Consider the following 13545-nt stretch of genomic DNA (forward strand, 5'->3'; position numbering starts at 1 on the left):
CCCGAGGCGAGGGGCGGCGACCGGTTCCTACGTTGAGGATCACGCCGGCCGAACGGGCGGCGGGGACGACGAAGGGGACGGGTGTCATGCCGGTTGCGATCATCACGGGGGCGTCCAAGGGACTGGGCCGGGCGTTCGCCGAGGCCCTGGCGGCACGGGGGTGGGACCTGGTGCTGGACGCCAGGAATCCCGAGGTCCTCAAGGAGACGGCGACGGCGCTGGAGGCGTACGGCACGCGCGTGGAGGCTCTGCCGGGCGACGTCACCGACTCCTGGCACCGGACGGGGCTGGTGACGGAGGCCCGGCGGCTTGGCGGCGTGGATCTGCTGGTCAGCAATGCCAGCGCGCTGGGCGCCGAGCCGCTGGTGCGGCTGGCGGAGCTGCCCCTGGAGGGTCTGCGGCGGGCTCTGGAGGTGAACGTGGTGGCCGCGCTGGGCCTGGTCCGCGAGGCGCTGCCGCTGCTGCGGGCGGCCCCCGCGGGCGCGGTGCTGACGATCAGCTCCGACGCGGCCGCCGAGGCGTACGAGACGTGGGGCGGTTACGGGGCGTCCAAGGCGGCCCTGGACCAGCTGGCGGCGGTGCTGGGCGCCGAGGAGCCGGGGCTGCGGGTCTGGGCGGTCGATCCGGGGGACATGGCCACGGACCTGTACGCGGCGGCCGTGCCGGAGGACGAGGACCCCCGGCCGGACCCCGCGAGTGTCGTGCCGGCCCTGCTGCGGCTGCTGGACGAGCGTCCGGCGAGCGGGCGCTACGGGGCTCCGGCGCTGCTGGAGGCACGGTGATGTCGTCCCTGACGGTGAGGGTCCCGGAGGAGCTGTCGGCCCGGGTGCCGGTCGAGCAGCGGGGGCCGGGGATCGACCGGGACGGTGTGCGGCTGCTGGTGTCGCGCGGCACCGAGGTGTCGCACCACGGGTTCGCGGAGCTGCCGGGGCTGCTGCGGGCCGGTGATCTGCTGGTGGTGAACACGTCGCCCACGCTGGCCGCCGCGGTGGACGGCAGGGTCGGGCACGCGCGCGTGGTGGTGCATTTCTCCACGCGCGGGGACGACGGCCGGTGGGCGGTGGAGCTGCGGGAACCGGACGGGCGGGGCACCACGCGCGCGCGTGCGGAAGCGGCGGAAGCGGCGGACGGCCCGCGCGCGCGTGCGCAGGGAGTGGGGGCACGCGGGTGCGGTGGTCCGGCGGGGACGAAGGTGCGGCTGCCGGGTGGTGCGCGGCTGGTGCTGGAGGAGCCGCTGAGTGCGCGCGGCGACCGGCTGTGGTGGGCGCGGGTGTCGGGGGTGGAGGTGCCCGCGCTGCTTCGGGAGCACGGGCGGCCCATTCGGTACTCCTATACGGACCGGGACCAGCCGCTGTCCGTCTACCAGACGGTGTTCGCGCTGCCGTACGCGGACGGGACGGGCAGTGCGGAGATGCCGAGCGCGGCGCGGCCCTTCACGGCGCGGCTGGTGGCGGAGCTGGTGAGCCGTGGGGTGCAGTTCGCGCCGGTGACGCTGCACACGGGGGTGGCCTCGGCCGAGTCGCACGAGCCGCCCTACCCGGAGCGGTTCGCCGTGCCGGAGGCGTCGGCGCGGCTGATCAACGCCGTGCGCGCCGGTGACGGGCGGGTGGTGGCGGTGGGGACGACGGCCGTGCGGGCGGTGGAGTCGGCGGCCGGCCCCGACGGGGTCGTACGGGCGCGGGCCGGGTGGACCGATCTGGTCGTGACCCCGGAGCGTGGGGTGCGGGTGGTGGAGGGCCTGCTCACGGGGCTGCACGAGCCCGAGGCCTCGCATCTGCTGATGCTGGAGGCGGTGGCGGGGCCGGCGGCGATCGACCGTGGGTACGAGGCGGCGGTGGGCGGGCGCTACCTGTGGCACGAGTTCGGGGACGTCCATCTCCTCCTGCCGTAGGAAGGCGGCGTGCAGCCACTCACACTTCGCATTGCTCCAGCAACTATCAGTGAGAAAGGTGGGGGGTCGATGTGAGCCCGCACATAGGGCGCACGTCACGTACGAAGGGGAGTAGGAGAGCGACTCGTCCGTTTTGAGCGGGGCAGATGGTCCAATCTGCCCCGTTTTGCCGTTCCCTGATCCACTACCCAGGATCGTACGTCACACCTTTGCCTCCGGATTTTGCGGTCGCTAAGAATTGCTCTCGTCGCTCAGCGCCGTGGGTTCTCCCCCGCGGCGTTTGTGCCGGAAGCACCAACTGTCCCCACCGGACGAGAGCGACCTCCGCGCTATTCGAAGAGGTCTATCCCGCCATGCTCAAGAACATCCTTCCCCGTGGTCGCAGTCGTTCCCTGAACCGCACCCAGAAGGCCGCGATCGCCGGTGTCGGCGCGCTCGGCGCCGCCGCCGTCGCCCTCACCGCCGTTCCGGCCAGCGGCCAGACGACGACCACGAGCGAGGCCGCTCCGACGGCCAAGGTGGCGTACAGCACCAAGCAGATCCAGGACGTGCACGCCGGTGTCACCGGCCAGCTCGCCGGCGCGAGCCAGAAGGTCGCCGCCATCGAGGCCAAGAAGGAGGCGGCCGCCAAGAAGGCGACCGCCGAGAAGAAGGCCACTGCCAAGAAGGCCGCAGCCAAGCGTGAGGCGAAGGAGACCACCAGCCGGTCCGCCCAGCGCACCGAGGTCAAGAAGGCCGCGAAGTCCTACCCGAACAACCTCGACGGCTGGATCCGCGAGGCCCGGGCCATCCTGGCCAAGCACGACATCCCGGGTACCTACGACGGCATCCACCGCAACATCATGCGGGAGTCGTCCGGCAACCCGAAGGCCATCAACGACTGGGACATCAACGCCATCAACGGCATCCCGTCGAAGGGCCTGCTCCAGGTCATCCCGCCGACGTTCAAGGCGTACCACGTGCCTGGTACCTCCTGGAACATCTACGACCCGGTCGCCAACATCACCGCCGCGTGCAACTACGCCGCGGACAAGTACGGCACCATGGACAACGTCGACAGCGCGTACTGAGGTCGGCGCGGACCTCTTCACGACGTCGCCGACGCCGCACCGTACGCCGAAGGGCGGCACCCTCCTGACGGGGTGCCGCCCTTCGGGGCGTGCGGGCCGGGCCTTCTGGCCCGCCAGACCTCGGCCTACTTGCGCATGACCTCGGGCTCGTGCCGGCGCAGGAAGCGGGCGACGAAGAAGCCGCAGATCACACCGAGGACGATCAGGGCGACCATGTCCATGCCCCAGGCGCCCACGGTGTGCTCCCACAGCGGGTCGGCCTCGGCGCCCTTCTCGGGCGGGCTGATCTTGTTGAAGTCCAGCGTGGCACCGGCAGCCGCGACCGCCCAGCGCGAGGGCATCAGGTACGAGAACTGGTTGACGCCGACCGCGCCGTTCAGGGCGAAGAGGCAGCCGGTGAAGACGACCTGGATGATCGCGAACATCACCAGCAGCGGCATGGTCTTCTCGGCCGTCTTCACCAGCGAGGAGATGACCAGGCCGAACATCATCGAGGTGAAGCCCAGCGCCATGATCGGCAGGGACAGCTCGACCAGCGTCGCGCCGCCCAGGACCAGCCCCTCGTCGGGGATCTCCCGGGTGGCGAAGCCGATCACACCGACCAGCAGGCCCTGGAACACCGTGATCAGGCCGAGCACGAAGACCTTGGACATCAGGTACGCGGACCGGGACAGGCCCGTCGCGCGTTCCCGCTCGTAGATCACCCGTTCCTTGATCAGCTCACGGACCGAGTTCGCGGCACCGGCGAAGCAGGCGCCGACCGCGAGGATCAGCAGGACCGTGGTGGCGGTGCCGTTCGGGATGATCCGGCCGGTCTGCGGGTTCGCGGGGTTGGGCAGCAGGCCCTTGTCCGCGTCGATGAGCAGGCTCACCGCGCCCAGCACGGCCGGCAGGATCACCATCAGGGCCAGGAAGCCCTTGTCCGAGGCGATCACCGACGTGTAGCGCCGCACCAGCGTGACGAACTGGGACATCCAGCCCTGTGGCTTCGGCGGCCTCATCGCCTGCATCGGCGGAACCTGTACGGACTGCGGCGCGACGGCGTCGAGGTCCGCGGCGTACATCTGGTAGTGCTGCGAGCCCTTCCAGCGGCCCGCCCAGTCGTAGTCGCGGTAGTTCTCGAAGGCGGAGAAGACGTCGGCCCAGGTGTCGTAGCCGAAGAAGTTCAGCGCCTCCTCGGGCGGGCCGAAGTAGGCCACGGAACCGCCCGGCGCCATCACGAGGAGCTTGTCGCAGGTCGCCAGCTCGGCCACCGAGTGGGTGACGACGAGGACGGTGCGGCCGTCGTCGGCGAGACCGCGGAGCAGCTGCATGACGTCGCGGTCCATGCCCGGGTCGAGGCCGGAGGTCGGCTCGTCCAGGAAGATCAGCGACGGCTTGGTGAGCAGCTCCAGGGCGACGGACACGCGCTTGCGCTGGCCGCCGGACAGGGACGTGACCTTCTTGTCCTTGTGGATGTCCAGCTTCAGCTCGCGCAGCACCTCGTCGATGCGGGCGTTGCGCTCGGCGGCCGTGGTATCGGCCGGGAAGCGGAGCTTCGCCGCGTACTTGAGCGCCTTCTTGACGGTCAGCTCCTTGTGCAGGATGTCGTCCTGCGGGACCAGACCGATGCGCTGGCGCAGTTCGGCGAACTGCTTGTACAGGTTCCGGTTGTCGTAGAGGACCTCGCCCTGGTCGGCCGGCCGGTAGCCGGTGAGCGCCTTGAGCAGGGTCGACTTGCCGGATCCGGACGGGCCGATCACCGCGATCAGCGACTTCTCGGGCACGCCGAAGGAGACGTCCTTGAGGATCTGCTTGCCGCCGTCGACCGTGACGGTCAGGTGCCGGGCCGAGAAGGAGACCTCACCGGTGTCGACGAACTCCTCGAGCCGGTCGCCGACGATCTGGAACGTCGAGTGACCGACGCCGACGATGTCGGTCGGGCCGAGCAGCTGGGAGCCGCCCTTGGCGATCGGCTGGCCGTTGACGTACGTGCCGTTGTGCGAGCCGAGGTCGCGGATCTCCATGCGCCCGTCGGGCGTCGAGTGGAACTCCGCGTGGTTGCGGGAGACCTGGAGGTCGGAGACGACCAGGTCGTTCTCCAGGGCACGGCCGATGCGCATCACGCGGCCGAGCGAGAACTGGTGGAACGTGGTCGGGCTGCGGTCCCCGTGGACCGGTGGCGCCCCCGCCGCGCCGCCTGGTCCCTGCTGCTGGGGGAAGTGCGGCGCAGCCTGCTGCGGCGGCTGTTGCTGCTGCCAGCCGGCCTGCTGGGCCTGGTGCTGTTGCCCGTGCTGCGGCGGCTGCTGCGGCGGCGCCTGCTGCTGGAACGGCTCCTGCGCGGGCGGCGCCTGCTGGGCCCAGCCCGCGTTCGCGCCCTGCGCGGCGTACGGCTGCTGCTGCGGCTGTTGCGGCTGGGCCTGCGGCGCGCCGGCCGGGGCCTGTGCGCCGGTCAGGCTCACGCGCGGCCCGTCGGTCGCGTTGCCCAGGTTCAGCACCGTGCCGGCGCCGAGCTCCGTCTGCTGGACCCGCTGCCCGTGCACGAACGTGCCGTTGGTGCTGCCGTGGTCCTCGACCACCCAACCGCGGCCGTTGAAACTGATCGTGGCATGCCGCCAGGAGACCCTGGCGTCGTCGAAAACAAGCTCCCCCTGCGGATCGCGTCCTAGCGCGTATGACCGGGACGGATCGAGCGTCCAGGTCCGTCCATTGGATTCCAGTACGAGTTCCGGCACTCCAGCCCCACTGAGTTGTCCCCCGATGTGCTCCCGTCGCGGGGAGTCTAGGGATGTCGAACATCGGGGGGAACTATTTCAGGCTCGGGGCCCTGACCGAAAGTCGGGCCTTGTGAAAAGTGCGTAGGCGCCCATCGGCCGTTCCCGTTGACGGGGTTGAAACCTGCCCGGAGAGTGGTATTCCACGCGAGGGGGACATGCGCGGCAACCTGACCGCGCAGCGGATCGGGGGGTCTGCCATGAGCGCGTCCACGAGCGTCGACACCGAGGGGCACGGCACCCGTGTGCCGTGGGGCGACGTACTGCTGTCCGCGATCGCCTCCGTGAGCTGGGCATTGATCGGCATGGCGGGAACGGCGGCACTCGGCCTGCGGCTGCTGGACGCGGACGCGGCGGGCTCGCTCGGGCCGATGACCGCGGCGGTCGTGGCGCTCGGGGCGGGTGGTTCGGTCACACCGGCCGGTGATGTGTCCGCGTTCGGTCTGAAAGGGGCCGAGGCGCACACGGCCATCGAGATCACGCCACTGGGGGTGGGCCTGGTCGGTGCGCTGTTCCTGTCGTTCTTCTTCCTGCGGTCCCTGCGGGCGGCCGGAGTCGTCGTCTCTCCCGCCGAACTCCTGGCGCGCGCGGGCGCGGTGGTCGCGCTGTTCGTGGCGATGACGGGCGGACTGGCCTGGGCGGGGCACGACGTCGTGACGATCGACGGCACCTCGTTCGGGCCCGACCACCTCCCCGGCGGGGGTGGGAGCGGCGGGCTGGAGATTCCGGGGCTCGGTGACGTGGGTGACATCGGCGGGCTGCTGCCCGACCGGGTCGGTGACCTCGTGGATGCCCGGGCCGCCGTCGGGTTCACCGTCGACACCGCGCCCACGTTGCTGGGCGGCCTTGTCTGGTCGGCGGGGGTGCTGCTGATCGCGTTGCTGGCCTCGCGCCGCACTCCGCTGCCGCGCGGGTGCGAGGCCGTGCACCGGGTGGTGCGGCCGGCCGTGTCCGCCCTGGTCACGGTGGCGCTGGCGGCGGTGGCGGCCGGTCTCGCGGCGGCGGCCTGGGCGGCGATCGGCGACGACCATCCCCGGCGGATCGCGGGGGCCGCGCTGCTGGGCGCGCCGAACGGGGCCTGGCTCGGTGTCCCGCTCGGCCTGTTCGTGCCGTGGGACGGGCGGGCCACCGGTCAGCTGGTCGGGGTGCTCCCGGCTCCGCTGGACGATCTGCTCGGCTCCGGCGCCGACAGGCCGGTCACGCTGGGGCGGCTGGCGGAGCTGGACGGGCGGCTGTGGCTGCTGGGGGTGGCCGCGGCACTGACGATGCTGCTGGCCGGGGTCCTGACGGCGGTGCGGACGCCGGTGGCGCCCGGTGACGCGCGTCCCCTGGCCTTCGCCGGGCGCTGCGCACTGCGGCTGGGCGTCGCCACCGCGGTGGCGTTGCCGCTGTCGGCCCGGCTCACGGAGGTTTCCGTGGACGCCTCCCTGTCGGTGCTCGGCATCGACGCCTTCGGCGCGGGCATCGACCTGCACGGGCACCTCGGTGCGGCCGTACTGCTGGGTGCCGTCTGGGGCGCGGGTGCGGGGGCCGCCGGGGCGCTGTCGGCGTACGCGAGCGGCGCGGCGGGGGAACGGGCGACGGGCATGGCACTCAGTGCCGGTGCGGTGACGGAGGGCGTCAGCGCGGGAGGCGGGCCGTATGCGGGCGCGCCCTCGGGGCCGTACGCGGACGCGCCCTCGGGGCCGTACCGGCCGGGTACGCCGCACCGGCCGCCCGACCCGGGCGCCAATCCCTACCTGCGGTCGCGGGAGGTGGCCGAACGGCCGGGGTCCGGCACGGCACCGGGAACGGGCGAACCCGAAGACGCCCGTCCGGCGGGAGCGGGAGCGGGCCCGCCTCCGCGCGACGCCGGGTCCCTGCCGGGGCCCGGGCATACGGCGTCCGGCAGCACGGGGCAGGCGCAGGTGGACCCGGCGCGGCAGGGAGGCAGCGGCGCGGGCCGTCGGAGCGGCGGCCCCGGGCAGTACGGCGACGAGGCGGGCCGGGAGGGCGGCGGGACGGATCGCCGGTCCGACGACGACGTGTACGGCGCCCCCACGGTGGCCGGGCCGCTGGGTCCGCCCCCGGGAACGCCGCGCCGGCCGCCGAGGCCGGGCGAACGGCCCCCGCAGTCCCGCCCCTGGGGCGAGGGGCCTCCTCCCCCGCCGCCCCCGCCACCCGCACCGCCTCGGCACCCCCGCGACGGGTAGCCACGGTCTGCTCCACTCCGGCTCCACTCCGGCGCCGCCCCGGCGGGCAGGAGTGCAGGGGTGCCGTTCCTGTCCGCCAGTCGGACCTGAGGCGCGGGCGGCACGGGGTGCCGGATACGGTTGGAACACCATGAGCGCTTCGCAGACCTCTGACGTTCCCACTCTCCTCGTCAAGATCTTCGGCAAGGACCGGCCCGGCATCACGGCCGGCCTGTTCGACACTCTCGCCGCGTACTCCGTCGATGTCGTCGACATCGAGCAGGTCGTCACGCGTGGCCGGATCGTGCTGTGCGCGCTCGTGACCGAGCCGCCCCGTGGTCTGGAGGGCGATCTGCGGGCGACCGTCCACAGCTGGGCGGAGTCGCTGAAGCTGCAGGCGGAGATCATCTCGGGGATCGGCGACAACCGGCCGCGCGGGTTCGGCCGCTCCCTGGTCACGGTGCTCGGGCACCCGCTCACCGCGGAGGCCACCGCCGCCATAGCGTCCCGGATCACCGAATCCGGGAGCAACATCGACCGTATCTTCCGGCTGGCCAAGTACCCGGTGACCGCCGTCGAGTTCGCGGTCTCCGGCGTGGAGACCGAACCGCTGCGCACGGCGCTGGCCACCGAGGCGGCGGCGCTCGGCGTGGACATCGCGGTCGTCGCGGCGGGGCTGCACCGCAGGGCGCAGCGCCTGGTGGTGATGGACGTGGACTCCACGCTGATCCAGGACGAGGTCATCGAGCTGTTCGCCGCGCACGCGGGCTGCGAGGACGAGGTCGCCGAGGTGACGGCGGCCGCGATGCGCGGGGAGCTGGACTTCGAGCAGTCGCTGCACGCCCGCGTGGCCCTGCTGGCCGGTCTTGACGCCTCGGTGGTGGACAAGGTGCGCGCCGAGGTGCGGCTGACGCCGGGTGCCCGCACCCTGATCCGCACGCTGAAGCGGCTCGGCTACCAGGTGGGGGTCGTCTCCGGCGGCTTCACCCAGGTCACCGACGCCTTGCAGGAACAGCTGGGGCTGGACTTCGCCCAGGCCAACACGCTGGAGATCGTCGACGGCAGGCTGACCGGGCGGGTCACCGGGGAGATCGTGGACCGGGCGGGCAAGGCGCGGCTGCTGCGCCGGTTCGCCGCCGCGGCGGGCGTACCGCTGTCGCAGACCGTCGCGATCGGTGACGGTGCCAACGACCTGGACATGCTGAACGCGGCCGGACTCGGGGTCGCCTTCAACGCCAAGCCGGTGGTGCGCGAGGCGGCGCACACCGCCGTGAACGTGCCCTTCCTCGACACGGTGCTCTATCTGCTGGGCATCACCCGCGAGGAGGTCGAGGCCGCGGACACGCTGGACGACGATCTCGGCGACGGCCTCGGTCTGCCCGCCGAGCGGCCCTGACCGGGCGCAGGAACCGACGGACGCCCGGCGCGGCGAGGGCCCGGACCGCGAGGGTGCCGTGCCCTGTCGCGTGGGGGCGGCGGGTCAGTCGGTCGGCGCCCAGTAGTCGACCAGGGCGGCCCGGCCGGGCTCCACGTCCTTCCAGGAGCCCGTGAAGGTGAGGACGGCGAAGGCGGCGGTCGGGAAGCCCCGGCGGTCGATCCGCTCGCGGACCTCGTCCTCGGCCGATCCGGACAGGATCTCGGTCAGCGCCTCCATGCCCGGATTGTGGCCGATCACCAGCACGTTCCGCAGGTCGTCGGGGGTCTCGTTGAGCACGGCGATCAGCTCGCCGGGCGAGGCCTCGTAGATCCGCTCCTCGTAGACGGTCTTCGGCCGGTGCGGGAACTCCTGGACGGCGAGCTTCCAGGTCTCGCGGGTCCGGGCCGAGGTGGAGCACAGGGCCTGGTCGAAGGGCACGCCGGTGTCCGCGAGCCGGCGCCCGGCCTCCGCGGCGTCCATGCGGCCCCGGTCGGCGAGCGGCCGCTCGTGGTCGGTCACCTGTGGCCAGTCGGCTTTCGCATGCCGGAAGAGAACAATCCTGCGGGGTTCTGCGACGCTCATGTCTTCCAGCTTCGCATGAAACAGGCCATGGGGCTCTGGGAGTTGACATGAGGGCTCACCGCGGGACGCGTGCGGGGGCCTGCGGCCGGCGCTCAGCGCAGGGTCAGCTGCTCCAGCCGCTCCAGAAGGTGGGCCGTCGCGGGCTGCTCCGCGGCCGCCTGGGCGTCGGCGGGATTGAGTATCAGCAGGAGCAGCGCGAAGAAGGCGAGCACGGGCAGGGCGAGGGCCCACCAGGGCAGCCGGGTCTCGACGCCGCCCCGGGTCGCCTGGGGAGGCCGGGTGTGGGTAGGGGCCGACATGAGTGCCTCCGCTGGTCTTCGGGCGTCCCTGGTCCGTGCTCCGCGGCCCGCCTGTGGCGGGCACATCTCGAAGTTACGGAATCCGCGGGGCCCAACCCATCCGGAGGTCCACCCACTTGACCCTGACCCTCACCCCCTAAGGGATGGGGGGTTAACCCCACCACCCGGGCGACGGGGGCGCGGTCACGGTGAGGCGATCGTCGCGATGACGCCGATGATCACGAAGATCGCGAGGAAGGCACCGAAGACGATCAGCATCTTCTTCTGGCCGTGCTGGGGATTCGGGTCGAGGACTGGCATACGGCAAGTCTCGCATCCCCCGCCCGGTCCGCTCCCGGCGGGCCGACCGCGGGGACCGGCGCGCCGCGCGGCCGGGTCAGCGGGCCGCCTCGTCCTCCACCGTGCGGTCGCGCCCCGCCAGGACACCCACCACGATCTGCGGCACCATCAGGGCGCTCATCAGCGCGATCGGCAGCCCCCAGCCGCCGCTGTGCTGGTAGAGCACGCCCACCAGGAGCGGACCCGGGATGGAGATCAGGTAGCCGGTGCTCTGCGCGAAGGCGGACAGCTGGGCGACGCCCGCCCCGGTCCTGGCCCGCATCCCGACCATGGTCAGCGCCAGCGGGAAGGCGCAGTTGGACACGCCGAGCAGCAGCGCCCAGGCCCAGGCGCCGCCGACCGGCGCGAAGTACAGCCCCGCGTATCCGGCGAGCCCGCACAGGCCCAGGACCACCACGATCGGGCCCTGGTGGGGCAGGCGGGTCGCCACACGCGGGATGACGAAGGCGAGCGGCACGCCCATCACCATGATCACGGCGAGCAGCAGCCCGGCGGTGCCGGCGGAGAGGCCCGAGTCCCGGAAGATCTGCGCCATCCACCCCATCGTGATGTAGGCGGCGGTGGCCTGGAGGCCGAAGAAGACGGCGAGCGCCCAGGCCGTGCGGCTGCGGGTGATCCGCAGCGGGGGCTGTTCCGCGGGCTTCTCGGTGGACCGCTCGCCCTCCGGCCGCGGCGTGGACGGCGCCGTGGAGGCAGGTGCCTTCCGGTTCCGCACGAAGGGGATCCACGGCAGGACGGCCAGCGCGGGCAGCACGGCCCAGACCGCGAGGCCGGGCTGCCAGTGACCGCCCAGCGCGTCGGTCAGGGGCACGGTCGCCGCCGCCGCGACGGAGGTGCCGAAGGCGAGGGCCATCGAGTAGAGGCCGGTCATCGAACCGACACGGTCGGGGAAGTAGCGCTTGACGATGACCGGCATCAGGACGTTGCTGACCGCGATGCCCATCAGCGCCAGGGCGGTGGCGGCCAGGAAGCCTCCCGTGCCGCCGGCGTACGGACGGATCAGCAGGCCCGCGGTGATGGCGACCATGCCGGCGCAGACCACCGCGCCGGGTCCGAAGCGGCGGGCCAGCCGGGGGGCGGTGACGCCGAAGACGGCGAAGCAGAGCGGGGGCACGGAGGTGAGCAGTCCGGCGATGCTGCCGCTCATGCCGAGCCCGTCGCGGACCTCCTCCAGGAGGGCGCCCAGGCTCGTGATGGCGGGGCGCAGGTTCACCGCGGCCAGGACGATGCCGAGGATGAGCAGACGGGTCGTCCACGTCGTCCACGCGCGCGTGGCGGATGCCTCGCCGGGTACCTCGGACGCACCGTCCCCGGCACGCCCCTGCGTGCGTACCTCCGCGCGTGTCTCCGTACGTGTCTCCGTCCGGGTTTCGTCACTAGCCATGAGACCCATCATAGAATCATGGGATGATTGATTGTCCACTCGCTCGTCCCCCCGTGTACGAAGGTGAGCCATGCCGCTGAGCCATCCCCGTCGTTCGGCACTGTCCGAGCAGGTCATCGCGGCGCTGCGGCAGCAGATCGCGTCGGGCGAGTGGCCGGTCGGCTCCCGCATCCCCACCGAGCCCGAGCTGGTCGAGCAGCTCGGCGTCGCCCGGAACACGGTCCGTGAGGCGGTCCGCGCCCTGGCCCACAACGGTCTGCTGGACATCCGCCAGGGCTCGGGCACGTACGTCGTGGCGACCAGCGAGCTGGCCGGCGTGATGCAGCGCCGCTTCGCCGACGCCGACCCCCGGCACATCGCCGAGCTGCGTTCCACGCTGGAGTCGGCCGCCGCGCGCCTGGCCGCCGAGCGGCGCACGGAGAAGGACCTCAAGCAGATCGACGGCCTGCTGCTGCGCCGGGAGGAGGCCTGGGAGTCGGGTGACGCGGAGGCGTTCGTGTCGGCGGACGCCACGTTCCACCTGGCGGTCGTGGCCGCCTCGCACAACAACGTGATGACGGCGATGTACGCGGACCTGGGCGAGGTGATGCGGGACTGGCTGCGTGGCGACGTGGGCGAGGGCATGTCCCCGGCCCTGCACATGGACCACGCCCGGCTGGTGGACGCGATCCGCGCGGGCGACGCCGCGACGGCGGCCGAGGAGGCGGCGTCCTATCCGTTCGTGTGCCGGCCGGCGCTGTTCGCTCCGCCCTCGGACCACTGACCCGCGCCGCTCCGCCGACCCGCGCCGCTCCGGTGGCACACCTGCCGTGACGACGCGAGGGCCCGCACCCCGTACGGGATGCGGGCCCTCCGGCGTGGCGTCCGCTCAGGCGCCGATGGCGTGCAGACCGCCGTCGACGTGGATGATCTCGCCCGTGGTCTTCGGGAACCAGTCGCTCAGCAGCGCGACGATGCCGCGGCCGGCCGGCTCCGGGTCCTTCAGGTCCCACTCCAGCGGGGAACGGCTGTCCCACACGGCGGCCAGGTCACTGAATCCCGGGATGGACTTGGCGGCCATGGACCCGATCGGGCCCGCCGAGACCAGGTTGCAGCGGATGTTCTGCTTGCCCAGGTCACGGGCCATGTAGCGGCTGGTGGCCTCCAGCGCGGCCTTGGCCGGGCCCATCCAGTCGTACTGCGGCCAGGCGTACTGCGCGTCGAAGGTGAGGCCGACGACCGAGCCGCCGTTCTGCATCAGCGGCAGGCAGGCCATGGTCAGCGACTTCAGGGAGTACGCCGAGACGTGCATGGCGGTGGCGACCGACTCGAACGGCGTGTTCAGGAAGTTGCCGCCGAGCGCGTCCTGCGGGGCGAATCCGATGGAGTGCACGACACCGTCGAGGCCGCCCAGCTCCTCGCCGACGATGTCGGCGAGCCGGGCGAGGTGCTCGTCGTTGGTGACGTCCAGCTCGATGACCCTGGTGGGCTTGGGCAGCTTCTTGGCGATGCGCTCGGTCAGCGTGGGCCGCGGGAAGGCGGTCAGGATGATCTCGGCACCCTGCTCCTGGGCCAGCTTGGCGGCGTGGAAGGCGATGGAGGACTCCATCAGCACACCGGTGATCAGGACGCGCTTGCCCTCGAGGATTCCGCTCATGGT

Annotated in this window: 12 protein-coding genes; 6 read left to right on the top strand and 6 right to left on the bottom strand. The window is 72.4% G+C overall.

Going from position 1 to position 13545, the window contains the following annotated elements:
* The first annotated feature begins 86 nt into the window (after positions 1–86).
* The 3 genes from C4J65_RS05870 to C4J65_RS05880 all read left to right on the top strand — a co-directional run bounded on the left by C4J65_RS05870 (position 87) and on the right by C4J65_RS05880 (position 2961).
* On the top strand, positions 87–782 hold the full coding sequence (locus tag C4J65_RS05870; protein ID WP_115741422.1) for an SDR family oxidoreductase: 696 nt from the start codon (positions 87–89) through the stop codon (positions 780–782).
* On the top strand, positions 782–1891 hold the full coding sequence (locus C4J65_RS05875; RefSeq protein ID WP_115741423.1) for an S-adenosylmethionine:tRNA ribosyltransferase-isomerase: 1110 nt from the start codon (positions 782–784) through the stop codon (positions 1889–1891). The genes C4J65_RS05870 and C4J65_RS05875 overlap by 1 nt, the downstream gene beginning before the upstream one ends.
* A 353-nt stretch (positions 1892–2244) precedes the next feature.
* Complete coding sequence (locus C4J65_RS05880) at positions 2245–2961, top strand: transglycosylase SLT domain-containing protein (protein WP_115741424.1); 717 nt, start codon at positions 2245–2247, stop codon at positions 2959–2961.
* Positions 2962–3086: 125 nt separating this feature from the next.
* Here the strand turns inward: C4J65_RS05880 and C4J65_RS05885 are convergent, their stop codons facing one another.
* The gene (locus C4J65_RS05885; RefSeq protein ID WP_162833045.1) at positions 3087–5675 is read right to left on the bottom strand and encodes an FHA domain-containing protein; all 2589 of its coding nucleotides are present in this window, start codon (positions 5673–5675) and stop codon (positions 3087–3089) included.
* Between the two features lie 239 nt (positions 5676–5914).
* On the opposite strand from C4J65_RS05885, the gene C4J65_RS05890 reads away from it, so the two are divergent.
* A complete protein-coding gene (locus C4J65_RS05890; RefSeq protein WP_205350959.1) occupies positions 5915–7906 on the top strand; it encodes a streptophobe family protein in 1992 nt (663 codons plus the stop codon).
* A gap of 130 nt (positions 7907–8036) precedes the next feature.
* On the top strand, positions 8037–9281 hold the full coding sequence (gene serB / locus C4J65_RS05895; RefSeq protein WP_115741427.1) for a phosphoserine phosphatase SerB: 1245 nt from the start codon (positions 8037–8039) through the stop codon (positions 9279–9281).
* An 84-nt stretch (positions 9282–9365) separates the two neighbouring features.
* On the opposite strand, the gene C4J65_RS05900 is transcribed toward serB, so the two are convergent.
* The 4 genes from C4J65_RS05900 to C4J65_RS05915 all read right to left on the bottom strand — a co-directional run bounded on the left by C4J65_RS05900 (position 9366) and on the right by C4J65_RS05915 (position 11918).
* Positions 9366–9884, bottom strand: a complete 519-nt coding sequence (locus C4J65_RS05900) for a histidine phosphatase family protein (RefSeq protein ID WP_115741428.1) — start codon at positions 9882–9884, stop codon at positions 9366–9368.
* A gap of 92 nt (positions 9885–9976) precedes the next feature.
* The gene (locus tag C4J65_RS05905) at positions 9977–10183 is read right to left on the bottom strand and encodes a hypothetical protein (RefSeq protein WP_115741429.1); all 207 of its coding nucleotides are present in this window, start codon (positions 10181–10183) and stop codon (positions 9977–9979) included.
* Positions 10184–10366: 183 nt separating this feature from the next.
* Positions 10367–10483: an SGM_5486 family transporter-associated protein gene (locus C4J65_RS37030; RefSeq protein ID WP_037922852.1), complete on the bottom strand. Its 117-nt coding sequence runs from the start codon at positions 10481–10483 to the stop codon at positions 10367–10369.
* 76 nt (positions 10484–10559) lie between these two features.
* The gene (locus C4J65_RS05915) at positions 10560–11918 is read right to left on the bottom strand and encodes a CynX/NimT family MFS transporter (RefSeq protein WP_205350960.1); all 1359 of its coding nucleotides are present in this window, start codon (positions 11916–11918) and stop codon (positions 10560–10562) included.
* A gap of 58 nt (positions 11919–11976) precedes the next feature.
* Between C4J65_RS05915 and C4J65_RS05920 the strand changes: the two genes are divergently transcribed.
* Positions 11977–12669, top strand: coding sequence for a FadR/GntR family transcriptional regulator (locus C4J65_RS05920; protein WP_115741430.1), 693 nt, complete (start codon positions 11977–11979; stop codon positions 12667–12669).
* Positions 12670–12774: 105 nt separating this feature from the next.
* Here C4J65_RS05920 and fabI read toward each other — a convergent pair whose 3' ends face one another.
* Positions 12775–13542, bottom strand: a complete 768-nt coding sequence (gene fabI, locus C4J65_RS05925; protein ID WP_115741431.1) for an enoyl-ACP reductase FabI — start codon at positions 13540–13542, stop codon at positions 12775–12777.
* Positions 13543–13545 lie beyond the last annotated feature (3 nt).

This window comes from Streptomyces sp. CB09001, from assembly GCF_003369795.1.
Classification (GTDB): domain Bacteria; phylum Actinomycetota; class Actinomycetes; order Streptomycetales; family Streptomycetaceae; genus Streptomyces.

What these genes read in the sequence shown, in the direction of transcription:
- C4J65_RS05880 (WP_115741424.1), top strand. Translation starts at nt 2,245, where the DNA reads ATGCTCAAGAACATCCTTCCCCGTGGTCGCAGTCGTTCCCTGAACCGC.
- C4J65_RS05905 (WP_115741429.1), bottom strand. Translation starts at nt 10,183, where the DNA reads ATGTCGGCCCCTACCCACACCCGGCCTCCCCAGGCGACCCGGGGCGGC.
- C4J65_RS05920 (WP_115741430.1), top strand. Translation starts at nt 11,977, where the DNA reads ATGCCGCTGAGCCATCCCCGTCGTTCGGCACTGTCCGAGCAGGTCATC.
- fabI (WP_115741431.1), bottom strand. Translation starts at nt 13,542, where the DNA reads ATGAGCGGAATCCTCGAGGGCAAGCGCGTCCTGATCACCGGTGTGCTG.
- C4J65_RS37030 (WP_037922852.1), bottom strand. Translation starts at nt 10,483, where the DNA reads ATGCCAGTCCTCGACCCGAATCCCCAGCACGGCCAGAAGAAGATGCTG.
- C4J65_RS05875 (WP_115741423.1), top strand. Translation starts at nt 782, where the DNA reads ATGTCGTCCCTGACGGTGAGGGTCCCGGAGGAGCTGTCGGCCCGGGTG.
- C4J65_RS05870 (WP_115741422.1), top strand. Translation starts at nt 87, where the DNA reads ATGCCGGTTGCGATCATCACGGGGGCGTCCAAGGGACTGGGCCGGGCG.
- C4J65_RS05890 (WP_205350959.1), top strand. Translation starts at nt 5,915, where the DNA reads ATGAGCGCGTCCACGAGCGTCGACACCGAGGGGCACGGCACCCGTGTG.
- serB (WP_115741427.1), top strand. Translation starts at nt 8,037, where the DNA reads ATGAGCGCTTCGCAGACCTCTGACGTTCCCACTCTCCTCGTCAAGATC.
- C4J65_RS05900 (WP_115741428.1), bottom strand. Translation starts at nt 9,884, where the DNA reads ATGAGCGTCGCAGAACCCCGCAGGATTGTTCTCTTCCGGCATGCGAAA.
- C4J65_RS05915 (WP_205350960.1), bottom strand. Translation starts at nt 11,918, where the DNA reads ATGATGGGTCTCATGGCTAGTGACGAAACCCGGACGGAGACACGTACG.